General features: G+C 49.9%; 19 protein-coding genes. 8 read left to right on the top strand and 11 right to left on the bottom strand.

Going from position 1 to position 24,521, the window contains the following annotated elements; genetic code table 11:
- Positions 1-1,849: polyribonucleotide nucleotidyltransferase (locus HMPREF0645_RS09320; RefSeq protein WP_007174731.1), on the bottom strand; the 1,849-nt coding region annotated here is incomplete at its 3' end.
- 178 nt (positions 1,850-2,027) lie between these two features.
- Between HMPREF0645_RS09320 and HMPREF0645_RS09325 the strand changes: the two genes are divergently transcribed.
- The 8 genes from HMPREF0645_RS09325 to HMPREF0645_RS09360 all read left to right on the top strand — a co-directional run bounded on the left by HMPREF0645_RS09325 (position 2,028) and on the right by HMPREF0645_RS09360 (position 11,451).
- Positions 2,028-3,197 carry a TlpA disulfide reductase family protein gene (locus HMPREF0645_RS09325; RefSeq protein ID WP_007174732.1) on the top strand — a complete coding sequence of 390 codons (1,170 nt, stop codon included), beginning with the start codon at positions 2,028-2,030 and terminating at the stop codon, positions 3,195-3,197.
- 23 nt (positions 3,198-3,220) lie between these two features.
- Entirely contained in the window at positions 3,221-3,745 is a 525-nt protein-coding gene (locus tag HMPREF0645_RS09330; protein WP_007174733.1) for an NUDIX hydrolase, read from the top strand.
- Positions 3,746-3,977: 232 nt separating this feature from the next.
- Entirely contained in the window at positions 3,978-6,308 is a 2,331-nt protein-coding gene (gene topA, locus HMPREF0645_RS09335) for a type I DNA topoisomerase (RefSeq protein ID WP_007174734.1), read from the top strand.
- Positions 6,309-6,397: 89 nt separating this feature from the next.
- Positions 6,398-7,030 carry a shikimate kinase gene (locus HMPREF0645_RS09340; protein WP_007174735.1) on the top strand — a complete coding sequence of 211 codons (633 nt, stop codon included), beginning with the start codon at positions 6,398-6,400 and terminating at the stop codon, positions 7,028-7,030.
- Positions 7,031-7,090: 60 nt separating this feature from the next.
- Entirely contained in the window at positions 7,091-8,983 is a 1,893-nt protein-coding gene (gene speA / locus HMPREF0645_RS09345) for a biosynthetic arginine decarboxylase (RefSeq protein ID WP_007174736.1), read from the top strand.
- 30 nt (positions 8,984-9,013) lie between these two features.
- Positions 9,014-9,790 carry an acetylglutamate kinase gene (gene argB, locus HMPREF0645_RS09350; RefSeq protein WP_007174737.1) on the top strand — a complete coding sequence of 259 codons (777 nt, stop codon included), beginning with the start codon at positions 9,014-9,016 and terminating at the stop codon, positions 9,788-9,790.
- Positions 9,787-10,299: an RNA polymerase sigma factor gene (locus HMPREF0645_RS09355; RefSeq protein WP_007174738.1), complete on the top strand. Its 513-nt coding sequence runs from the start codon at positions 9,787-9,789 to the stop codon at positions 10,297-10,299. Before argB ends, HMPREF0645_RS09355 begins: the two co-directional genes overlap by 4 nt.
- 657 nt (positions 10,300-10,956) lie before the next feature.
- The gene (locus tag HMPREF0645_RS09360; protein ID WP_007174739.1) at positions 10,957-11,451 is read left to right on the top strand and encodes a hypothetical protein; all 495 of its coding nucleotides are present in this window, start codon (positions 10,957-10,959) and stop codon (positions 11,449-11,451) included.
- Positions 11,452-11,614: 163 nt separating this feature from the next.
- On the opposite strand, the gene HMPREF0645_RS09365 is transcribed toward HMPREF0645_RS09360, so the two are convergent.
- The 10 genes from HMPREF0645_RS09365 to HMPREF0645_RS09405 all read right to left on the bottom strand — a co-directional run bounded on the left by HMPREF0645_RS09365 (position 11,615) and on the right by HMPREF0645_RS09405 (position 24,470).
- Entirely contained in the window at positions 11,615-12,448 is an 834-nt protein-coding gene (locus tag HMPREF0645_RS09365; RefSeq protein WP_007174740.1) for a CPBP family intramembrane glutamic endopeptidase, read from the bottom strand.
- Entirely contained in the window at positions 12,441-13,391 is a 951-nt protein-coding gene (locus HMPREF0645_RS09370; protein WP_007174741.1) for a bifunctional riboflavin kinase/FAD synthetase, read from the bottom strand. Before HMPREF0645_RS09370 ends, HMPREF0645_RS09365 begins: the two co-directional genes overlap by 8 nt.
- 1 nt (position 13,392) lies before the next feature.
- Entirely contained in the window at positions 13,393-16,041 is a 2,649-nt protein-coding gene (locus tag HMPREF0645_RS09375; protein WP_007174742.1) for a calcium-translocating P-type ATPase, PMCA-type, read from the bottom strand.
- A gap of 225 nt (positions 16,042-16,266) precedes the next feature.
- A complete protein-coding gene (tyrS, locus tag HMPREF0645_RS09380) occupies positions 16,267-17,565 on the bottom strand; it encodes a tyrosine--tRNA ligase (RefSeq protein ID WP_007174743.1) in 1,299 nt (432 codons plus the stop codon).
- An 89-nt stretch (positions 17,566-17,654) separates the two neighbouring features.
- The gene (yidD, locus tag HMPREF0645_RS13390; RefSeq protein WP_007174744.1) at positions 17,655-17,897 is read right to left on the bottom strand and encodes a membrane protein insertion efficiency factor YidD; all 243 of its coding nucleotides are present in this window, start codon (positions 17,895-17,897) and stop codon (positions 17,655-17,657) included.
- A 5-nt stretch (positions 17,898-17,902) separates the two neighbouring features.
- Positions 17,903-18,334 carry a ribonuclease P protein component gene (rnpA, locus tag HMPREF0645_RS09385; protein WP_007174745.1) on the bottom strand — a complete coding sequence of 144 codons (432 nt, stop codon included), beginning with the start codon at positions 18,332-18,334 and terminating at the stop codon, positions 17,903-17,905.
- Positions 18,335-18,343: 9 nt separating this feature from the next.
- On the bottom strand, positions 18,344-19,099 hold the full coding sequence (locus tag HMPREF0645_RS09390; protein WP_007174746.1) for a uroporphyrinogen-III synthase: 756 nt from the start codon (positions 19,097-19,099) through the stop codon (positions 18,344-18,346).
- An 8-nt stretch (positions 19,100-19,107) separates the two neighbouring features.
- On the bottom strand, positions 19,108-20,136 hold the full coding sequence (locus HMPREF0645_RS09395; protein ID WP_007174747.1) for a DUF4271 domain-containing protein: 1,029 nt from the start codon (positions 20,134-20,136) through the stop codon (positions 19,108-19,110).
- A gap of 75 nt (positions 20,137-20,211) precedes the next feature.
- Positions 20,212-21,501, bottom strand: a complete 1,290-nt coding sequence (metK, locus tag HMPREF0645_RS09400; protein WP_044123497.1) for a methionine adenosyltransferase — start codon at positions 21,499-21,501, stop codon at positions 20,212-20,214.
- 149 nt (positions 21,502-21,650) lie between these two features.
- Positions 21,651-24,470, bottom strand: a complete 2,820-nt coding sequence (locus HMPREF0645_RS09405; RefSeq protein ID WP_007174749.1) for a M16 family metallopeptidase — start codon at positions 24,468-24,470, stop codon at positions 21,651-21,653.
- Positions 24,471-24,521: the final 51 nt, after the last annotated feature.

Here is a 24,521-nt window from a genome sequence, read left to right on the forward strand (position 1 = left end):
TGCTTTCCTTGTTGGGGGCAGAAACCTGAACCTTGCCCACACCATCGACTTCGTCGATAGTGATGGTGGATCCGGTGTCTTCCTGCAGCTGCTGGATGATCTTTCCACCAGGGCCAATCACGGCACCGATAAACTCCTTGGGTATTTCGATAGCCACAATGCGTGGTACCTGAGGTTTCATCTCCTTGCGTGGCTCTGATAAGGTCTTCATCATCTCGCCCATGATATGCTCGCGGGCATCCTTAGCCTGCATCAGGGCTTTTTCGAGAATTTCGAATGACAGACCGTCGCACTTGATATCCATCTGGGTGGCAGTCAGACCATCCTTCGTACCGGTGGTCTTGAAGTCCATGTCGCCCAAATGATCCTCGTCGCCGAGAATGTCGCTCAGGATGGCATACTTGTCTTCGCCAGGATTCTTAATCAGCCCCATGGCAATACCTGCAACGGGCTTCTTCATAGGAACACCTGCGTCCATCAGTGCCAATGTGCCGGCACAAACCGTGGCCATGGACGATGAACCGTTGGATTCTAAAATCTGGCTCACCAAACGGACGGTGTAGGGGAAGTCTTCCGGAATCTGATCCTTGATGCCTCGCCATGCCAAGTGGCCATGGCCAATCTCGCGACGACCCACGCCACGCTGTGCCTTGGCCTCGCCGGTAGAGAATGGGGGGAAGTTGTAGTGCAGCAGGAAACGCTGGTATCCGCGGTTGAGCACGTTGTCTACGAGTTTCTCGTCGAGTTTCGTGCCTAATGTACAGGTCGAGAGACTCATCGTTTCACCACGCTGGAAAATAGCGCTTCCGTGGGGCATGGGCAGTGGCGACACCTCGCACCAGATGGGGCGAATGTCTGTCGTTCCACGTCCGTCGAGACGCAAGCCTTCGTCGAGAATACAGCGACGCATCGCATCGCGCATCACGTCTTCATAATAGCGGGCTGCCTCGGCGTGCTTCTCCTCGAGCTCGTCCTCTGTGAGGTCGGTGTGGGCAGCATCGTATTTCTCGATGAAATCGGCGAAAATCTTGTCGAAAGCTTCGTGGCGAGCGTGCTTCTCCAAAGCCTGGCGATTCACGTCGTAAACAGGTTGGTAAAGTTCATCCTTGATTTGCTGGCACAGCTCATCGTCGTTTACCTCGTCTTCATATTCGCGCTTGGTGTCTGTCCCCAGTTCCTTGGAGAGTTCTTCCTGCAGTACACACATCGGCTTGATGGCCTCGTGGGCTGCTTTGAGTGCAGCGATCAGGTCGGTTTCCTGAACTTCCTTCATCTCGCCCTCAACCATCATGATGTTGTCCTTTGTGGCACCTACCATGAGGTCCATGTCGGCCTCTTCCATCTGCTGGAATGTGGGGTTGATAACAAATTCGCCATTCACGCGCGCAACGCGAACTTCAGAAATGGTATAATCAAAAGGAATGTCTGAGCATGCCATGGCTGCTGATGCGGCGAAACCTGCCAATGCATCGGGCTGGTCCACGCCATCAGCGGAGAGCAACATAACCTGCACGTAAACTTCACAATGATAATCTGCTGGGAAAAGTGGACGAAGAGCCCGGTCGATGAGACGGGAAGTTAAAATTTCTTCGTCGCTTGGCTTGCCTTCGCGTTTGGTGAATCCCCCGGGGAAACGACCGGCAGCACTGTACTGCTCACGATAATCGACCTGCAAAGGCATGAAATCTGTACCCGGAACTGCCTCTTTAGCTGCGCAAACAGTGGCCAGTAGGACGGTGTTTCCTAAACGAAGGACAGCTGCACCGTCGGCTTGTTTCGCAACCTTTCCGGTTTCAATTGAGATGGTTCTGCCATCTGGCAACTGAACGGTTTTTGTAATTACGTTCATCTAAAAATCTAAAAAATCTTATTGTTTTGACTTACATCTAAATATAGAATGCCACAAAGTTACCCATATAATACGTAAAAAAAGAAGAAAAGGGTGTTATTTTTTGTTTTTTTGGCCTTTTGACATTAACTTTGCAACTGACCTCGTGACAGCAAATTAGAAAATAGAATACCGACAAATGAAAATATCTCAACTCTTTGTAGCCTCGGCCTTGACACTGGCCGCATTAGCCATGACCTCCTGCACGGGAGAAAAGGTTCGAGTTACTGGAAATATCTCTGAAGCCAAGGACTCGATTCTGTACTTTGAGAACATGAGCCTGAATGGTCCCGTCACCATAGACTCTGTGAAGTTAGGAGCAGACGGAGCCTTTGCCTTCAAGGCTGAGGCAGCCGATCATCCTGAATTTTATCGCCTGCGCATTGCGCGCCAGATCATCAACATCGGTGTGGACTCTACCGAAACTATCACTGTGAAGGCTTCTTGTCCCACAATGTCCGTACAATATGAGATTGACGGCTCGGAGGAGTGTGCCAAGATTAAGGAACTGGCTTTGTTGCAGATGAACCTGCAAAGTCAGGTGAACGCGATCACCCAGAATCCCAATGTGCCCTATGCTCTCGAGGCCGACAGCATACAAAAGGTGCTTGCCGTCTATAAAAATCAGGTGAAGCGCGACTATATCTTCAAGGAACCGAAGCGAGCATACTCTTATTATGCCCTGTTCCAGACATTCGTTGTGGGGAGTCGTCCCATGCTTATCTTCGACCCGCACAGCAACAAGGAGGATGTACAGGTGTTTGCAGCCGTGGCCACAAGCTGGGATACGTTCTATCCCGGGACTGAACGCGGGCAGAATCTGCACAATATCGCCATCGAAGGCATGAAGAATATTCGGATTATCCAAGCCCGGCAGCAACAGTCCATCGATGTGAGCAGGGTGTCGGATGCAGGTGTTATAGAAATTGCCCTGCCCGACAACAAGGGAAATATACGCAAGCTCACAGAACAAAAGGGGAAGGTCGTGCTGCTTGACTTCCATGTTTTTGCTACCAAGACCAGCACAGAACGCATCATGCGACTGCGTGAGCTCTACAACAAGTATCATGCACAGGGGCTTGAGATTTATCAGGTGAGCCTGGATCCAGATGAGCATTTCTGGAAAGAAAAAGTAGCCGCTCTGCCTTGGGTCTCTGTCCGCGATGAGAATGCCATGGCATCAGAAGCCGCCGCTCATTACAATGTGCAGAGCATTCCAACCTTTTTCCTCATCGACAGGAACAACGTGTTGCAGAAGCGTGACGTACAGGTACGAGATATCGATGCCGAAATCAAGGCTATGTTGTAGCCTACACTATAAAGAAAAATACTATGCATCCACTGGAAAAATTCAAGTACTGTCCTGTTTGTGGCAGCAGACACTTTGAGGTCAACGACGACAAAAGCAAGAAATGCGATAACTGCGGATTCGAATATTATCTGAATCCCAGTGCAGCCAACGTGGCCTTGATTCTCAATGAAAAGAACGAATTACTGGTGCTCACCCGGAAGATAGACCCCGGTAAAGGCACGCTTGATTTGCCCGGTGGCTTTGCCAATATTGGAGAAACTGCCGAACAGGGAGTCATCAGGGAAGTCAAGGAGGAAACAACATTAGAGGTTTCCCGCGTGGAGTATTTGTTCAGCTTTCCCAATGTTTATCAGTATGGAGGATTTGAAGTCAAGACCCTTGACAGTTTTTTCCTATGCCATGTGTCCGACACTTCGCATGTGGAGGCGCATGATGATGCTGCGGAATACCATTGGATAGCACTTGAAGATATTCACACGGAGTTGTTTGGTCTGCGGTCTATCAGGCACGGTCTCACTGAGTTTATAGCCTCGCAGCAAAAGTAAGGCAACGGGTCGACTTTTTCTTCGAAAGTCTGATACCACGAAAGCGCTAATTCCAATTAGAAGTGCAAACCTCTGCGGTGTTTTCATGTTTTTATACATCGCAAGCTTTGCACTTCTAATTGGAATTAGCGACGGCGGATTCTGTTAAAAAATCCAAATTAAAATCTATATAATAAGGTAGGTGTAAAAGTTTCCTTATTTTTGCCAACCATTATATAACAACAATGCAAGTATGCAAGATAATTTAGTTATTGTAGAGAGCCCTGCAAAGGCTAAGACCATAGAAAAGTTTCTCGGTAAAGATTATAAAGTCATGTCCTCGTACGGACACATCCGGGACTTGAAGAAAAAAGAGCTCAGCATCGATGAAGACACCCTGGAGCCTGACTATGAGATTCCAGAAGAAAAGAAAAAGATTGTAGCCGAACTCAAGAAAAATGCAAAGACAGCCGAAAAGATTTGGCTGGCATCTGATGAAGACCGCGAAGGAGAGGCCATCAGTTGGCATCTATGTGAGGTGCTCGGCTTGGATGAGGAGAAAACCTCGCGCATTGTTTTCCATGAGATTACAAAGAATGCGATTCAAGAGGCCATCAAGACTCCGCGCCATCTTGATATGAACTTAGTGAATGCTCAGCAAGCTCGCCGTTTGCTCGACCGCATCGTAGGTTTCAAGCTTTCCCCCGTATTGTGGCGTAAGGTGAAGCCGGCCTTGTCGGCAGGACGTGTGCAGAGTGTGGCTGTTCGACTCATTGTCGAGCGCGAACGTGAAATCCAAGCTTTCCAAAGCGAAGCCTTTTACCGTGTCAATGGTATTTTTGCCATAGAGAATCCCGATGGTAGTAAGAATGAGGTGAAGGCTGAGCTTGACAAGCGATTCAAGACCCATGAGGAGGCTGTGGCGTTTCTTGAAAAATGCAAGAATGCAACGTTCACGGTAGACAACGTGGCCAAAAAACCGCTGAAACGAACACCCGCTCCACCCTTCACAACTTCTACGCTTCAACAAGAGGCGGCTCGGAAGTTGGGATTCAGTGTGTCGCAAACCATGATGGTTGCCCAGCGATTGTATGAGAGCGGGCGCATCACCTACATGCGTACGGACAGTGTGAATCTGTCCAATCTGGCCATCAACACCTGTAAGGACGACATTATCACCAACTACGGCGAGGAATATAGCAAGCCCCGCAACTATCACACCAAGTCGAGGGGAGCACAGGAGGCTCACGAGGCCATTCGTCCGACTTTCGTCAGTGAGCATGGGCAGGAGTTGAGCAACCAAGACCGGCGCTTGTATGACTTGATCAGAAAACGAACCATCGCCTCGCAAATGGCGGATGCCATGATTGAGAAGACTACGATAACGATAGATATCGACGGCATGGACGCCAAATTTGTAGCGACCGGAGAGGTTGTGGCCTTTGATGGATTCCTGAAAGTATACCGCGAATCAACTGATGACGACGACAACGGTCAGGAAGAAACAAACGTATTGCCCACCCTCCGAGTAGGCAACAAGCTGGAACGCCGCGAGATTAGTTCTACCGAGCGTTTTTCCCAAAGCCCATACAGATATACCGAGGCCAGTCTCGTGCATAAACTGGAAGAATTGGGCATCGGCCGACCATCCACATACGCGCCGACGATATCGACCATTCAACAGCGCGAATACGTGCAGAAGGGTGACAAAAGCGGTACTGAGCGCACCTATGTGACGGACACATTGAAGGGCAACGTGATTACATCCAAGAAAAAGAAGGAGATGGCCGGCTCGGAAAAAGGAAAGCTTCTGCCTACTGATATCGGCATTGTGGTGAACGACTTCCTACTCGAAAACTTTCCTGAAATCATGGATTATAATTTCACGGCCAAGGTGGAGCATCAATTCGACCAGATAGCCGAAGGAAAAAAAGAGTGGAAGCACATGATGAAGAAGTTCAACAGCGATTTCAGTCCGGTGGTGGAATCGGTGATGAAGTCACGTTTCAAGCATAAAGTTGGAGAGCGCGAGATAGGCAAGGAACCCAGCACCGGCAAGCCGGTATTTGTCAAAATAGGGCGCTATGGCCCCGTGGTTCAGATCGGGTCTGCCAACGACGAGGAGAAGCCTCGCTTTGCACAACTACCCAAAAACCTGAGTATGGAGACCATCACGCTTGACGAAGCCATGGAGTTATTCAAGCTCCCACGCGAGATTGGCGAGTTTGAAGGAACCACCGTCACCATTGGTTCCGGCCGCTTCGGCCCTTACGTGCTGCACAACAAGAAATATGTGTCGCTGCCTATGTCCGAAGATCCCATGACCGTGACGCTCGATACGGCTATCAAATTGATAGAAGACAAACGCAAGCAAGAGAAGGAACGCCACATCAAGCTTTTTGAACAAGACGATAAGATGGAACTGCTGAAGGGTCGCTACGGCCCCTATGTAGCTTACGATGGTAAAAACTATCGCATCGATAAGAAACTGCACGAGCGTGCTTTGGCTGGAGATCTAAGCTTCGAGGAATGTATGGAGATTGTAAACACGGCTCCAAAAACCAAAGCCAGGAGAAAGAAGTAATCCCTCTTTATACCTACTTCCATTCTCATTTCAAGCGAAACAGCCCCGCTTACAGCGCAAGAATACGTTGATAGATAATGCACAGACCAATGATTGATGATACAAATGCCAAAATTGGCGGTTCGGATTCCCGGTCGGAGTACTCCATCTCTGAAGAGTATGGAGAAGGCCAAGGAAAGCCGGAAACCCCATGTCGCATCATCCTCATTGGTTACATGGGGTCGGGCAAAACTACCGTGGGCAGAGCTTTGGCTGCAGATTTGGGCGTGCCGTTCTATGACCTTGACTGGTACATAGAGAATCGGATGCGCAAAACAGTAAGTCAAATCTTTGCCGAGCGCGGCGAAGAAGGATTTCGTGCTATTGAACACAACATGTTGCATGAAGTGGCAGAGTTTGAAAACGTGGTCATTAGCTGTGGGGGAGGAACGCCCTGCTTCTTCGACAATATGGAATATATTAACAGCAAGGCTGAAACGGTGTATCTGAAGAGCAACCCGGAAGTGTTGTTCAAACATCTGAAGATGGGCAAGACCGTCCGCCCGCTATTGCTTGACAAAACAGCCGAAGAGGTGAAAGAGTTCATCCAACAACAACTGAAGCAACGTGAAGTGTACTACACCCAAGCCAAACATACTGTAGATGTGACCCTGCTGGATGATCACGACAAGATAAAAAATACAGTGGCTAAGCTGAAGGAGGCTGTCGGATTGAACCGGTAAAATCACCTCAGGCAACCAGACAACATACTATTTATTTTTACCCTTTTACTCTTTTCACTCATGAAGAAGTGGACTATTGAAGATTCGAAAGAGCTATACAACATTAACGGCTGGGGAACTTCGTACTTTGGCATCAACGAGAAAGGCGATGTCTATGTGACTCCTTGCAAGGACAACACCGAGATAGACCTCCGGGATGTCATGGACGAACTTGCCCTTCGCGATGTCACTCCACCCGTATTGCTGCGTTTTCCCGATATTCTTGATAATCGAATTGAAAAAACAGCATCCTGTTTTATCAAAGCGAAGGAGGAATATGAATTCAAGGCCGACAACTTTATTATCTATCCCATCAAGGTCAACCAGATGCAACCGGTGGTGGAAGAGATCATCACTCATGGACGCAAGTTCAACCTGGGGCTTGAGGCAGGATCGAAACCGGAACTGCATGCCGTGATTGCCGTGCAATGCCAAAGCGATGCCCTCATCATCTGCAATGGCTACAAAGACGAAGATTATATAGAGCTCGCTCTCTTGGCACAGAAGATGGGCAAGCGCATTTTTATTGTCGTGGAAAAGCTCAATGAGTTAGACACGATTGCCAAGGTGGCCAAGAGATTGAAGGTGAGTCCCAATCTTGGTGTACGTATCAAGTTGGCTTCCTCCGGCTCGGGCAAGTGGGAAGAGAGTGGTGGAGACGCCTCGAAGTTCGGGCTTACGGCCACGGAATTACTGCAGGCCTTGCGCAAACTTGATGCCATGGGCATGCACGACTCCCTGCGGCTCATCCACTTTCACATTGGCAGCCAGATAACCAAGATACGGCGCATACAAACAGCACTTCGCGAGGCGGCTCAATACTATATCAACCTGCACAAGATGGGCTATCATGTAGACTTCGTAGACTGCGGTGGCGGTCTTGGTGTGGACTATGACGGAACCCGGAGTGCCCATAGTGAAAGCTCGGTCAACTATTCTATTCAAGAGTATGTGAACGACTGTGTGTCCACGTTTGTGGATGCCGCCAATAAGAACAACATCCCGCATCCCAATATTATCACAGAGAGTGGACGTAGTCTTGCGGCCCATCACTCCGTATTGGTCATCGATGTGCTGGAGACTACCTCGCTACCGGAAATGCCCGAGGAGTTTGAAGCCAAGTCAGATGACCATCCGTTGGTAAAAGAGTTGTACAACATCTGGTGCAACCTGAGTCCCAAAGGTATGCTTGAGGACTGGCACGACGCCGAACAAATACGTGAGGAGTCGCTCGAACTCTTCTCCCATGGATTCGTTGACTTGCAAACACGTGCCGAAATCGAGGCCATGTATTGGAGTGTTTGCCACGAGGTGAACCTTCTCGCCAAGGATATGAAACACGTTCCCGACGAACTGAGAAGGCTCGACCAACTGTTGGCCGATAAATATTTCTGCAACTTCTCGCTTTTCCAGAGTCTCCCCGACTCATGGGCCATTGACCAATTATTCCCCATTGCCCCCCTGCAGCGTCTCAAGGAACGTCCCACGCGCAAGGCCACGTTGCACGACATCACTTGCGATTCGGATGGGAAAATCAGCAATTTTGTCGTTGACGGACACATCAGCAGGGTGCTGCCCTTGCACACCCTGAAGAAAAACGAACCGTATTATCTCGGTGTTTTCCTTGTCGGTGCCTATCAGGAAATACTCGGCGACATGCACAATCTTTTCGGCGATACCACCGCTGCCCATATCAGTGTGAAGAATGGGAAATATAACATTGACCAGATATTTGACGGCGAAACCGTGGAGGAAGTACTGGAATATGTGCAATACAATCCCAAGAAACTGGTACGCCAACTTGAGCAGTGGGTAACCAAGAGTGTCAAGCAAGGAAAGATCTCCATAGAAGAGGGAAAAGAATTTCTCAGCAACTATCGCTCCGGCCTGTATGGCTACACCTATCTGGAATAGAAAGACTTCACAATCATTACCCATATCATCATGAAACAAAAGGTCACCATAGTGAAAGTTGGCGGCGCCATCGTAGAAGACCCGGCTAAACTTGCGCAGTTCCTGCAAAACTTCTCGACCATCAAAGGGAACAAGTTACTTGTGCATGGCGGTGGGCGCAGGGCCACCAAGATTGCTGCGGCCTTGGGTATTGAGAGCAAAATGGTGAACGGGCGACGCATTACCGACGCCGGAATGCTTGAGGTGGTGACCATGGTATATGGTGGGTTGGTGAACAAGAATATTGTGGCCTGTCTGCAGGCTGGTGGTGTGAATGCCCTGGGACTTACAGGAGCAGACATGGACGTGATCCGAAGCCGCAAACGCCCGCTCAAGGATGGGATAGACTTTGGATTTGTAGGAGATGTGGAAAGCACCGACGGAGCTCGGCTGAAAGACCTCATCGAACAGAGCATCACGCCCGTCATGGCTCCGTTGACTCATGACGGACAAGGCAACATGCTCAATACCAACGCCGATACCATTGCCTCAGAAGTAGCCAAGGTTATGTCCAAATTTTACGACGTAACCTTGATTTATTGTTTTGAAAAACCAGGGGTATTGGCCGATCCTGATGACAACAACAGTGTGATTCCAACGATAACCCAAGTTGACTTTGAACGCTACGTAGCCCAAGGCGTTATAGCTGGTGGTATGATTCCAAAGATTGAGAACGCACTCCGGGCAGTAAAGGCTGGCGTGTCGCGTGTTATCATTACGTTGGCCACCGCCATGGACGGCGAACAGGGCACCGTGATTAAAGCATGAAGAAAATAAGTTTCCGTGACGATATCCTACCGCTGAAAAATCAGCTCTACCGCCTCGCACAGCGCATTACGCTCGACAGTGCCGAAGCCGAGGATATTGTGCAGGAAACGATGATAAAAATATGGAACCGCAGAGCGTCGTGGGACGAGATAGACAACATCGAGGCTTTCTGCTTCACCGTCTGCCGAAACCTCTCGCTTGACAGTATCAGAAAGCGCGGAAACCAGAATGAATCGCTCGACTCCTCACAGCAAGAACACCCAGACCATAACCTAAGCCCTGATGAACTGCTCGTCGAACGGGACAGGCTCTCGCTCGTTCGGCAAATTGTGGATGGCCTACCCGAAAAGCAACGAAGCTGCATCCAGTTGCGGGATTTCGAGGGCAAGACCTACAAGGATATTGCAAAAGTGTTGCAGATAACCGAAGAACAGGTAAAAGTCAATATCTTCAGAGGGCGACAAACCATCAAACAACGATTTCACGACCTTAACGAGTTTGGCATTTAGGTGTAGTGTAGAACATCCACATGGGCAGTTCTCTTCTTGTCCATTCGGGATAACGATTCACCCGGTTTTAACCATCGGAAAAGGTTAAAACTATTGACAAAACGTCTCCAGATTTTCGCCGATTTGAAAATGAGTTTGCCTTTGCTCGAAATACGTGAACTACACGGCATTTTGCAACCGCTTGACGATCAGCGCTTTTTATAAAACAGCCTTTTTTCTCCTATTTTTCCACGCGCGATTGAGTATCGAACGGCATGGCGAATAGGCTTCAACCGCTGTGCGATTCGAGCTCATCCGCACAGCCACTAAGGCCTAATCGTGCAATGAGAAGGCTCCTGTCGCAGCAACCTTTCGCATTTTGGTTATGCCGATCCCGGTTATGCCGTAAAAAGATGGCGTTTTTTTCTCTATAAGTCTCGAAAATAATGACCGAAAAACAGTAACTATATTTTACGCTTTTCGAACGGCCGTATGCACCAATCCAACAAACTTCAGGCCAGGGATATCCTGCTATCCTTGTAGGAAGGTAACATCGTCTTGGTTGATTGACGAGGAGAAACTGTAACGATGTAAATACTAAACAAAAGTTAAAAAACCGGTTTCTTGTAACTTACGTCTGTTTGAAACGTCATTTGAATAGACAGGCAAAAGATTAAAATGGATTATAAATACATCAACCAACTTCTGGAGCGCTATTGGCGCTGTGAGACCTCACTCGAAGAGGAGGATATCTTGCGCGCTTTCTTCAGTCAGGACAGCGTGCCCGCTGACCTCATGCGCTACAAGCCCCTCTTCAACTATGCGGAGGTGCAGAAGGAACATGATGTGTTGGGAGAAGAGTTTGACGAGAAGATTCTCTCTGTCATTGAAGGTTCGAAACCGGTAAAGGCACGTGTCATCACTATGGCACAGCGTTTCAAGCCGCTCTTCAAGGCCGCAGCCGTCGTGGCCATTATCCTGACCTTGGGTAACGCCATGCAGTTGCCGTTCGGCAATCATATGGACAACCCCATTGTGAATTACGACGGGTACAGCATGCCCAAATTCGACAAGGGAACATCAGTAGCCTTAGGCGACAGTGCTATGTCGGATACCATGAAGCAAAGCATGGTCGAGCCAAGTGCAACAGTCGGGCAACCCATCATTAAATAGATTATTTTCTATGCTTTCTCTATAAAATAATGTTTAGTAAAACAACATGAAGCTGTGAAGCTTCGATTCTCTCAAATTTTTCATAACATACTAACGTAGAGAAGAGGCCACCACTCGTGATCGAGGTGTGGCCTCTTGTGTTTATTGCTTGAACAAGACGGTTTTAGTTTCGTTTCAACCTGTAGAACAGCTGATACATACTCGGAACAAGCACGCAAAAGGAAAAGGCAAGTCCAAGCCACATGGTGCGACTATTGCCTTGGAACATGTCGATGAGCTTACCATCGGCCATCTGGGGCATGAGGTTGAACATGATGTATGCCACCGTGTTGTTGATCCAATGGAACACAATGCCGGGAACGATGGAATGGGTGCGGTAATACATCCAACCAAGGATGAGTCCGATCAGCGTGGCATGTACAAATTGAGGTAGGTTTCCATGCATGGCTCCAAAGAGGATGGCCGAGACGAGAATGGCGACCCAATGCATGTTTTTGTTAAACAGATTCAAAAGTGTGCGCAGTATGGCTCCGCGAAATACGAGTTCTTCGGCAATCGGCACCAATATCCCAATCGCCAAATATCCGGCGGGCTCACCCATGATGGCTTCGAACAATTGCACGGTTTTCTCGGGCAACGTGAAGTCCATCTGTTCTTGCAGCCACTGCGAAGGCAATATGGTACCTATAGCCATGAGAGCTACCCATATCAGTGTTGTCCATGGATGAGAAGCCAGCCACGTGCGCGACACCACGGCCCATCTGGCATAGGTGAAAATGGTTATGGTCAGGCCGCTTGCCAGAGCTGAGGTAGCAACCAGGAGCTTGCCCGACATGTAGAACCTACCATGGACTAACCGATCGGAAATTTCAGCCCACGGTTCTCCATCAAACCATGCCGAGGCCGCACTGACACCTATCGTCACAACGTATTGAATCATGAAAAAACACACCACAAACAATACGACATCAAGTATGCCGCGAATCGTTTTATTCATCAGTATTCTCCTTATTAAATAATTTTTCTATCATCTTCTCGTCTTCCTTGAGCTGGTTGACAAGTTGTGTTACATGGTCAAACCTTTGCTCGGCACGTATTCGTTTGACAAAGGTCAGTCGCAACTGCTGTCCATAAATGTCTTCATGAAAATTGAAGATATGGGTTTCCAGTGTGCGCTCTGTGCCTCCAAAGGTCGGTCGCAGTCCAATGCCCGTCATGGCAGGAAGGGATTGGCCAGAGGCTCCTATCTGGACTCTAACCGCATACACTCCATCGGAAGGTACAAGCTGGTGGGAGTCGGACAAGTCGAGATTGGCCGTGGGGTATCCTATCCCACGACCCTTTTTGAAGCCATGAACGACCTTGCCCACGATGGAATAGGGGTATCCCAGGCAGCGGTTGGCCAGTTCTATCTCGCCGCCTTTCAGAAATGCGCGGACAACCGAGGAACTTAACTCGAGACCATCCATTTTTAAAGCTGAATGATGGGCCACAGCGATCCCCAGTTCCTCACCGTAACGAACATAGTCTTCGCAAGTCTCAGCACGGTTATGGCCAAACCGATTGTCATAGCCAATGATAAGTTTTCTCACATGAAGCCGATCGTGGAGCACATGGTTCATAAACTCCTGGGCTGAAAGCTGCGACATCTTTTCGTCAAAATGCAGCACAACCACATGGTCAACTCCTGTGTTTTCAAGTAATTGCAGTTTGGCGTCCAACGTGGTCAGCAGTTCCGGTTGATAATCTTGGTTCAACACCTCGCGTGGATGGTGGTCGAAAGTGATAACCATTGACGATAAGCCCATCAGCTGTGCTTCATCCCTGACATGTTCGATGAGGAAGCGATGGCCCAAATGTACACCGTCAAAAAAACCGATCGTTGCCACACATGGGTTGATGTTGGCGATATGATCTTGATTGAAATTGATTACAGTCATTTTATTCTCTGCTTCTCAGTCGCTTGAAAGCCCTAAACAATTCGCCACCGCCAAACACAAAGATGCCGGTCAGGCATAGAATGGTGCCCCATTCGCCGAGGCTGAGCGGTTGTGTGCGGAACATTCTTCCCCCGAAGGTCACAATACCCCATTGGCCCACAAGGATAAACACCAGCACGATGAGTAAGCCTCTGTCGCGCCATAAATACCGAAAGGCCGAATGCCTTGAGCCATAACATTTGGCGTTAAATAAATTCCAAAACTGCAACATGACAAAGGTGGTGAAAAAGAGAGTTAGTTCGTGTACATCCACTCCTTGCCCCATGCCATGTCGTTCGCACCAGATGAGGAATACGAACATGACAGCAAAAAACACAAGTCCGCAACCGGTAATGCTCTGCATCATCGGTTTGGATATGATAAACTCAGACCGACTGCGTGGCTTGTCGCGCATCACCTCGCGAGAAGGAGGCAGGGATGCCATTGCCATTGCAGCGAAGGAATCCATGATGAGATTGACCCAAAGAATCTGGGTAACGGTCAATGGAATCTCGGTTCCGATAAATGCCCCACCAAGCACCAGCAACAAGGCAGACAGATTCACGACCAGCTGGAAGAACAAAAACCGTTGGATGTTCTTGTAGAGCGATCGTCCCCACATCACGGCTGAGGTAATCGAATGGAAGCTGTCGTCCAACAACGTGATGTCAGAGGCTTCCTTGGCCACAGAGGTTCCCGACCCGAGCGACAACCCTACATGGGCATGATTCAGGGCCGGGGCATCATTGGTACCATCTCCGGTCACGGCAACTACCTCGCCGCGTTTTTGCAGCAGATTGACAAGGCGTTGCTTGTCGGAAGGTCGTGCGCGAGACATCACCCTGAGATTCTTTACAAATTCGTAGGCCTCGTCGTCACTGAGTGCTGCAAAGTCAGCACCCGTGATATGCCATTGGTCTTCATTCTTTTCCCCTTCATGCCATATTCCTATTTCCCGGCCTATCTCGATGGCTGTTGCCGAATGATCTCCGGTAACGACCTTGACCTCTATGCCGGCCTTGCGGCACGATGAAACGGCTGCAGGCACATCCTCACGAATGGGGTCCTCAATGGCGAAAATGCCTTGGAAAATCAAACCGGAGTATGCAAAATCATCTCGCTCACCCATGGCAAGGGCAAGGACGCGCATGCCCTTCTCTTGAAATCCGACAACCTTTTCATTGATTTCCTGTCGCTTGGCCTCGGGTATTTCGCACATGTCCATCACTATCTCGGGTGCACCCTTAACGTAGAGATACTTGTTGTCGACAAGTGTCATCATGTATTTGTTCTCGGTGGAGAAGGGCAGCATCTTGGTAATAGGAGCACGTTTACGGAGTGCGGTATAATCCTCCCCCTGTTCCTTTAACCACTTCAACAAAGCTACTTCGGTGGGATTACCGACTCCCTTGGCATCGTCTAAATGAGCCGTCGTGTTGACTGCAATGGCCTGATAAAATTGATCACGGTTTATGTCCTCGGCCAGCGTACATTCCCTCACCGACATTTGGTTCTGTGTCAGTGTTCCTGTCTTATCTGTACAGATCACGGTGACTGCCCCCATCGTCTCAGAGGCATGGAGTTTGCGAACCAAGTTATTCGACTTTAGCATGCGACGCATGTTCAGGGCCAAAGCCAACGTAACGGCCATGGGCAGTCCCTCGGGCACCGCCATCACGATAAGCGTCACTGCCATCATGAAATACTTCAGGACCACATGGGCCATGGCAACATAGTTGTTGCCCTGCCAGATGCTGTCGGTTAATATATCATGTACCAAGAATATAGCAAAAGCAGCCAAGGCAACCCCTGTACCGACTCTCGAAATCAACTTGGCCAGCTTCTCTAACTGCAGGTTCAAGGGCGTCTTAATACTTGTGCGCTCTGTAGAACTTGTGGCGACCTTGCCTATTTCCGAGTCATCTCCAACCTGGGTAACAACAAACTCGCCATAGCCATTCATGACCATAGATGATCGAAGGACAACATGGGCAGGATAAGCATTCAGCGGATGGGCTGCACCCTGAGCCTCTGATGATTCCTGACCATGCTCCGATGTGGTGTTGGTCTTTCGGTGTTCAGAAGCGGAGGGTGATGCTGTGCTCTTTGTTGTCAGTTGCTCCCCTGTCAGGCTCGATTCATCCACTTGCAAGTTCACCGCTTCGATGAGTTCCCCGTCTGCCGGAATCTCATCACCCGCCTCTATCAAGACGATATCCCCGACAACAACTTCCCGTCGCGGAACCTCCATCACTTTTCCGTTGCGTCGCACTTTTACGTACTGATTCTCGTTGGCGGCGGTAAGTACCTTGAACTTCTTGGCAGCATCCATTTCAAAATAAAAGCCAACGGTGGTTGCAATAAAGGTAGCCAGAATGATACCAATCGTCTCGACGAAGTCGTTTTCGAAAAATGCTAAAACCAATGAAACGACTGCTGCTACAATAAGAATTTGAATGATCGGATCCCGATATTTATCGATATAAAGTTTCCAAGGAGAAACGCGCTTGGGCGGGGTTAAAACGTTATCACCATATTTTTGACGGTTCTCCGCGACTTGGACATCTGTCAACCCCAATGGGTTCACAGTGTTCGATGTCAACTTATTCATAACTGTTTTGTTGTTTCATGCAAATATAGCGAAAAACCGTAGAACGACCCAACGCTGTCCCTAAATAATATTTAAAAATGAGGGGAATTGTTGAGGACAAATTAGAGAATCACTTCATATCTGACCCTGTAATAACAATACGACTCGGAGGTGGCTTGACTTAAAAGCCGGCACTCCGAGTCATTTCTATAAATCTTACCTCATCGCGGTAATTGATGGCATGATTTACTTCACGCTGATGAGGTAGTAGTTCTTCTTGCCACGCTGCATGAGCAGGTATTTGCCGTCGATGAGGTCGTCGGCGGTGACGGGCTGGTCGAAGGCAACCAGTTTCTCCTTGTTGAGGCTCACGCCTCCTCCCTTCACCATCTTGCGCATCTCGCCCTTGCTGGGGAATATTTCCCAATCCTCCTGGCAGAACAAGTCGATGGCCTTGCCGCCGAGTTGCGTTCTGTCAAGTTCGTAGTGAGGCACATCCTTAAATACGTCGTTGAGCGTGGCTTCGTCGAGCTGAGCCAACTGATCCTTGGTAGCCTTGCCAAAGAGAATGTTCGAGGCGGCGATGGCCATGTCAAGGTCTTCCTTGGAGTGTACCATCGTGGTGACCTCCTCAGCCAGACGGCGCTGCAAGGTTCGACGTCCGGGATCCTCGGTGTGCTCTGCAACGAGTGCAGCGATGGTTTCCCGGTCGAGGTCAGTGAATATTTTGATATAGCGTTCTGCATCATCATCCGACACGTTGAGCCAGAACTGGTAGAAAGTGTAGGGGGTGGTGCGGTTGCGGTCGAGCCACACGTTACCGCTCTCAGTTTTACCAAACTTCTTGCCATCGGCCTTGGTGATGAGTGGGCAGGTGAGTGCGAAGGCCTCGACATCGTTGCCGAGCGTACGGCGTATGAGTTCTGTCCCAGTGGTCATGTTTCCCCATTGGTCGTTGCCTCCGAGCTGCAGGCGAACGCCGTTGTGTTGATACAAATGCAGGAAATCGTAGCCCTGTAGAAGCTGATAGGTGAACTCGGTGAAGCTCAGTCCGTCGCGTGCCGTTCCGTTGAGACGTTGCTGTACGCTTTCCTTGGCCATCATGTAGTTTACAGTGATATGCTTGCCCACGGTTCTGGCGAAGTCGAGAAAGGTGAAATCCTTCATCCAGTCGTAATTGTTCACCAATTCGGCCTTGTTGAGCTCGTTGCCGTCGAAGTCCAGGAACTTGGCGCACTGTTTTTTAATGGCCTCTTGGTTGTGGTAGAGCGTGTCTGCGTCGAGCAGGTTGCGCTCCTGACTCTTGCCCGAAGGGTCGCCTATCATGCCCGTGGCACCTCCCACGAGGAGATAGGGTTTGTGTCCGCAGCGTTGCAAGTGGCGCAGCATCATGATGCCACACAAGTGACCGATGTGAAGCGAGTCGGCTGTAGGGTCAGTGCCGAGATAGGCTGATACCATGTTTTGGAGGAGGTATTCTTCTGTACCTGGCATGATTTGTGCCAGCATACCGCGCCATTTCAGTTCTTCGACAAAGTTTTTCATTTTAATTCTAATCGTTGTTTGGGTTGAACCCCACGGGTATGATGATCCGATGGGGTATATTCAGAATAATGGGGCGCCTGACGGACAACTTACGGAACCGGGTCGTACCCGCTTCCACCCCAGGGGTTGCATCTTAGTATTCGCCATATGGTCAATGCCAATCCCTTGATGGGACCGTGCTTGAGCAAAGCTTGGCGGGCATATTCGGAACAGGTTGGTGTGAATCTGCAGGAGGCCGGGGTGTAAGGGGTGATGAATCTCTGATAAAACTCAATGGGCTGTATCAATACCCAGGCCAAGACTCGGCCGATAAAATGTAAAGCCTGTTTCATTTTGTTCATTGCTGTAGTCCTTCCTTCTGCAGGCACTCGTCGATCCGTTGCAGCAAACGAATCACACTGCTCTCTACTTTTTCACTGCTGCGCAAGTGGTTGTCAAGCCAAATAAAAGCGATGGCAATCTCGTGTTCGGCAACGATGGCTTTATGCTTTCGGTAGGCTTCGCGCACTTGACGTTTCACCCTGTTGCGATCCACCGCATGCTTGAAACACCGCTTGGAAACGCTGACCATCATCTTGGCTTTCGACCTTTCTGCATGGTTCGAGGTGCTGCTTCCTGCCGTTTCCTGTCCTACTTGCAGAGGCATATACACTGCTCTCAGGGGGAAAGCCGACATCGATCGACTTCGGCCTCCTTGGAAAAGAGCATCTATAGTCTTCTTGCTATATATCCGCTCCTCCTTGTGAAGTGTGGAGGGAAGTTCCGGCATTGCGATACTTTATTTCTTCTTATGTTCCTTTTTGAGGAAATCTTCCAGTGCACTGATCATCGAGGGGTGCTCCTTCGTGCCACCAACGAGCGAGGCTTTGAGTCCTGCATTCTCGAGCGCCTTGCCGGTAGCCGGGCCAAAGGCTCCGAACTTCAACTTACCCTGCTTGACGTCTGGGAAAGACTTTGTCAGGTATTCCACACCTGTAGGAGTTGAGAAAATGAGCATGTCGCAATCGAAATTGTCAACTTCCTCTTGAGTGAAATCGTTGCTCACGGTGCGATACATCACACATTCCGTGTGGTTTAGTCCTTTGCTGTCAAGCAAATGCTTGATGTCATCGTTGTGAACGCTGCTCAGGGGAACGAGGAATTTCTCATCCTTGCGCTTCATCATGGCGGGCAGCAAGTCGTCTATTTTCCCCGTGCTTCCGAAGAACACCTTGCGCTTGCGGTATTGCACATACTTTTGGATGTAGAGGGAAATAGTTTCGGTAACGCAGAAGTATCTCATCTCCTCAGGGATGGTGAGACGCAGGTCCTTGGCAAGCTTAAAATAGTTGTTGATGGCATGCCGCGAGGTAAATACAACGGCAGTATGGGAAAGAATACTTACTTTTTGCTGGCGAAACTCTTTTGCGCTAAGACCTTCAACCTTGATGAATGGGCGGAATACAAACTCTACGCCATATTTTTTCTCGAGATCGAAATAAGGAGATTTATCATTGGCCGGTTTCGGCTGTGATATCATGATCTTCTTTATCATCTTTTGTTTTAAAAATTTACTTTTAAATAATCGTCCATGAAGACGAGAACGCCCCATAGAACGCCGAGTGGCACTACTTCTAATGTGCAAAAGTACAAAAAACTTTGCACAAAGTCAGTGTTTTTTTCGAAAAAGATAATATATGTCTTGTACAAGGCCAGTACTTTGGCCAAAATGATAACTATGATGGTGTAAATGGCGGTGGTTTCGATTGAAAAGTTAAAGTAGGCATGGAGCATGACAATGGGGAAAAGTACGACCCCTTCAGTGGCTGTTAGGAACAGTCCGGACTTGGTCCATTGTTCATTTTTTTTCCTATCAAAAAACACCCAGCCCACAAGGTTGTAGAACAGTGCTTTGGTCAATATGTAGGCGATGATGATACCCGTGTAAATACCAATGACGAGGTATTGCGGCAGCCCTGTCGTGCCATTGCCCATCGTCTTGGAGTAGAAGAAAAACACAAGGGCAAAGAGCAGACTGGTCTGCAGAAGTAGGAAATACTGGAAATGCAGTTCGTTGCCTGTCTCCGTGATGACGGTTGTGCCCTCGCTTGGGGTGCGGAAGAAGTTCTTGAAATGTCGTTGTATGAAGTTCCCGGTCTGGGCAATAGACACGGCCGCAAGTATAAAGCAACCCAGCAGAATGGACGTGATGAGGTTGTCGTTGGCAATATTGTAGGGTATGGGGTCGCCCGCAACCCCCTGGTGATACACGACATGCTCTGGTATGTATGTCGAATCGGGTTGCACCAGCGACTTGCCGTGGTACATGGGTTTTGCCAAATCCGCGGTGAGGACTTTGTCGGCTTTGCCCAAAGGAGTTTTCATGGGATTGGCACGGCTGCTCCAGTCTACTTTCGGAAACTTGTAGTTCGCTCTTAATATTGAGTCTTGCTGCCATGGGGTGGCTGTTGCAGGAAGCCGGCTGATGATCTCATGGGGTGTGTGGTAGCCGGAACGGGAATGGGCAGAAGCCTTGATCGGGGCTTCTGCGGTGGCTGTCGGGCTTGTGGAGAGAGAGTCTTGCTGGGTCATGGGATTAATAAAAATGCAGGCTACTGCCGGCAGTAGCCTGTGGAACCAAAGCGTGGATAGGGGAAGTTTCGGCTTTTAAAGGCCGAAAGCTTTCCTGATGCGCTCCGTTTGGTCGATTTTTTCCCATGTGAAGAGTTCGATCTCCATGGTTTTCCGTTCATGATACAGGCTGGTGAAGGTTTTGCTCACCACCTGGTTCTCCCGACCCATATGGCCGTATGCCGCCGTCTCAAAATACATGGGCTGGCGCAACTTGAGCATGCGCTCTATGGCCTTGGGGCGCAGATCGAACAGTTCTTCAATCTTCCGGGCGATGTCTGCGTCCGACTCCTTCACATGGCTTCGGCCGAATGTGTTGACATAAACGCTTACGGGTTCAGCCACGCCAATGGCGTAAGCAAGCTGTACGAGCATTTCATCGGCCACGCCTGCGGCTACCATGTTCTTGGCGATGTATCGTGTGGCGTATGCGGCACTGCGGTCTACCTTGCTCGGATCCTTGCCCGAGAATGATCCGCCGCCGTGAGCCCCGCGACCGCCGTAGGTATCTACAATAATCTTGCGACCGGTCAACCCCGTGTCTCCATGCGGTCCGCCTATCACGAATTTTCCCGTTGGGTTCACCATGTATTTGATGTCGTCGTTAAAGAGAGCCTGCAGTTTGTTGCCGGCAGCATCTTTGACGCGCGGTATCACGATGCGAATCACGTCTTCCCTAATCCTGTCAAGCATGGCCTTGTCAGCCTTCTGCTGGGCCTCCGGCGTGTCATTTTCCGGCGTGACAAACGGGTCGTGCTGGGTAGACACAACGATGGTGTCGATGCGCACGGGCTCGTTATTGTCGTTGTATTCTATGGTTACCTGGCTCTTGGCATCGGGGCGCAGGTATGTCATCTGCTTGCCCTCCTTGCGGATATCCGCCAGTGTGCGCATGATGAGGTGTGCCAGGTCGAGTGTGGCGGGCATGTAGTTGTCGGTTTCGTTGCTGGCATAGCCAAACATCATGCCCTGGTCGCCTGCTCCTTGCTGCTCTTCCTCCTCGCGCGATACGCCGCGGTCGATGTCGTCGCTCTGTTCATGGATGGCCGTGAGCACACCACATGAGTTATGGTCGAACTGATATTCTGCCTTGGTATAGCCCACATGCTTGATGGCCCGGCGTGCTATGGCTTGCAGGTCAATGTATTCTTTCGACCGTACTTCACCCATGATGATCACCTGCCCGGTCGTTACGAAACTTTCGACGGCACAGTGTGCAGATTCGTCGTAGGCAAGAAACTGGTCGAGAATAGCATCTGAAATCTGATCGGCTACCTTGTCAGGATGTCCCTCGGAAACAGACTCTGATGAAAATAAATAAGACATAAAAAACAAATCAAATAAAGAGGTTGCCTGCATGCAAACCTCCTATTATGTTAATCGATGTTCTGAGGGGAAGCGCGGCAGGATGCAGCCTGCCGCTGACTTGAACTTGATGGTGCAAAAGTTACGGATGATGCCGTGGTGGTCGGCGACTACTCCTGGGGCAACATCACGACGCTCACCTTGTTGGAATCCTTGAGGAACTCTTTCACAAACTGCGAGATGGCCTCCGGGGTGAGCCCCTGTACAATGGCTCTGTAGTTGGTGTAGGAGTCGAGGTCCATCATGTAGTTGTTCATAATCAGACCGCTCCAGAACCCATTGGTCTTCTCGTTGTCGTCGATTTGTTTGAGCATCAGTTCCTTGATCTTGGCCAGCATCTCGGCATCGCAGGTCTTGGCCAGGTTGTACAGTTCCTCGTCTATGATTCTCAGGGCTTCGTCTTTCATCTCCGGTTTCATGGGGCAGAAAGCCATGATTTGTGCCAGGTGGAATCCATCGTCGGCAGTGCTCATGCTGGCCTGTGCGCCGCACGAGTAGGCTGCACTGGCCTCCTCCCTAATTTTCTTGAGATAGACCATCGACAGCACCTGTCCGGCCACGTCGGCCTTGATGGAGCCTTCGAGCGAATAGGGCATCTTGTGGTTGAACCACGATATGAGAGAGTTAGCCTTGGGCGTCTCCATCTTGCGGTAGAAGATATTGTCAACGTTCTTCTTTGTGGGCACCGATACGCGTGTGCCAGTCATGTTCTTTCCTTTTGAGGGCAGCGCACCAAGATACTGACATATGAGCGGGCGAATGGTTGCCTCGTCATAGTTTCCCACGATTTCGAAAATCCAGCCGTTGGCATTGGCTGTGCGCTCCTTGGCCATGGCCAGGATGCGGTCGGGGTTGATGTTCTTGATGTCCTTGGCCAGGAACGGAGCCTCGCGCCAACCGTGTCCGTAGATGGTGGCCGAGATGGAGTCGCTGAAGGCTACCTCGGGGCTGAGTTCCCTATTCTTCAGTCCCAGCTCGTATTGCTGGATGATGTTGTTATACGAGTCCTGATCCTTTCTGATGTCGGTGAAGTAGAGATAGGTCAGCTGCAGCATTGTTTCCACGTCCTTGGGGGTGGAATTGCCGCTCACGGCCATACGGCGAGGTCCCATCGAGAGTCTGGCGTTGGCAATCTTACCGGCCAGTGCCTTGCCCAGTTCGGTGAGCGAGAAGTTGCCCAGGCCACTGCCATCGATCACGCTGTCGAACGCCTTGATATTGGCATAGTCTTCCTTGCCGTACACGGAGTTTCCGGCACCACCTACGCCGCTCATGATGACTTGGTCTTTCTTGTAGTCGGTCTTTTTCAGCAGCACGGTCACGCCATTGCTGAGGGTGAGGATGTCATAGCCGAACTTCTTGCTCTTCTCCTCTTTCGTGATTTTTCCTGCTTTCGGGAGTTTGGTCATCAGTGGTTCGTCCTTCACGTTGTCCACGTAGGCCTCGATTTTCTCTGCACGAGCTTCGCTCAGGGCGCCGAGCAACTGTGCCTCCGTGGGGTATACGTTACCTTTCTTTTCGTTGTTGAAGTTGATGATAACCAGGTTGGTGTCGTTCTGGCTTACCAAGCTGGGAAGCACCTGGTTGATGGCTTCTAATGGAATGGCCGGGACAACCTGCTTCATGGTTTGGTAGGTGAAGTCGATGTCGGGCATTGGTTCATTGGTCAGGAAGTAACCCAGGATCTCGTTGTAGAATTGCTTGGAATAGCGTTTGTCCTTGTTGGAGTAGGTCTTGTCGAGACTGCTCAGCATGTTGGTCTGGAAACGCTTGTATTCGGTCGGGGTAAATCCGAACTCCGTTGCCTGGCGCACCACCTTGAAGGCCGCCTTGAGAGCCTGTGCGGTTTGCTCCATGTTCTTGGGCGAAGCACTGAGCGAGAAGGCGTCCTTGGTCTTTGAGAAGATGTAGGAATCGTCGCCGGCCTGAGCACTCACGAATGGGCAGTCGGCTTTCTGTGCCTCTTCCACAAATCGCTGGTTCAGCATGCTGAAAGCTGCGGTCTTGGCATAGTTCTCTATCATATAGGGCAGCTGTTGCTTCAGGCTGTCGGGATAGGTGTCGTGCTTCATCATCAGTTCGATGATGCTTCTGGGGTATTCCTTGTCCTTGTCGATAATGACAATGGGCTTGGGGTTGTCGGGCACGGGTTCGTCGACGATTGGTGACGGATGGTCCGGTGTCTTGATGCTGCCGAACAGGCGCTTGATTTCTGCCTCAACTTGGTCAACGTCAACATCGCCTACCACGATAATTCCCTGGTTCTTGGGGTGATACCATTTGTGATAGTAGTCCACCAACTCCTGTCGCTTGAAGTTGTCTACCACCGACATCAGTCCGATGGGGTAGCGCAGTCCGTATTTGGAACCGGGATAAAGCTTGGGCAGGTTGCGCTCCAGCATGCGGCTGTTGGCGGATGTGCGCATGCGCCACTCTTCATGGATGACGCCACGCTCCTTGTCAATCTCGTCCTGCTCTAACAGCAGTCCGCACGACCAGTCGCGCAGAATGAGCAGGCAGGAGTCGATGGTGCCCTGTTGGTGCGTGGGCACATTGTCGATATTGTACACCGTCTGGTCGATACTGGTGTATGCGTTCAGGTCGCCACCGAACTCGATGCCCTTGGTACGGCACCACTCGATCAGGGCATTGCCCTTGAAGTTGTCCGAGCCGTTGAAGGCCATGTGCTCTAAGAAGTGAGCCAATCCGCGCTGGCTCTCCTCTTCCTGTATAGAGCCCACTTTCTGGGCGATGTAGAAGTTGGCTCGGTTTTCCGGCCAGTTGTTATGGCGGATAAAATAAGTCAGGCCATTATCGAGCTTGCCCATCCTGACATCTTTGTCTACAGGGAGGGTCATGTCGGGCATTTGTGCCTGCGCAGCAGCTGTTATCAGAAGCAGCAGGGCTGTGACGATGTTTTTGATTTTCATATCGTAAATGATGATTATGTATTGATATTCTGGAAATTAGAATGCAAAGTT

The sequence above is a fragment of the Hallella bergensis DSM 17361 genome (assembly GCF_000160535.1).
In the GTDB taxonomy this organism is placed as follows: Bacteria; Bacteroidota; Bacteroidia; order Bacteroidales; family Bacteroidaceae; genus Prevotella; species Prevotella bergensis.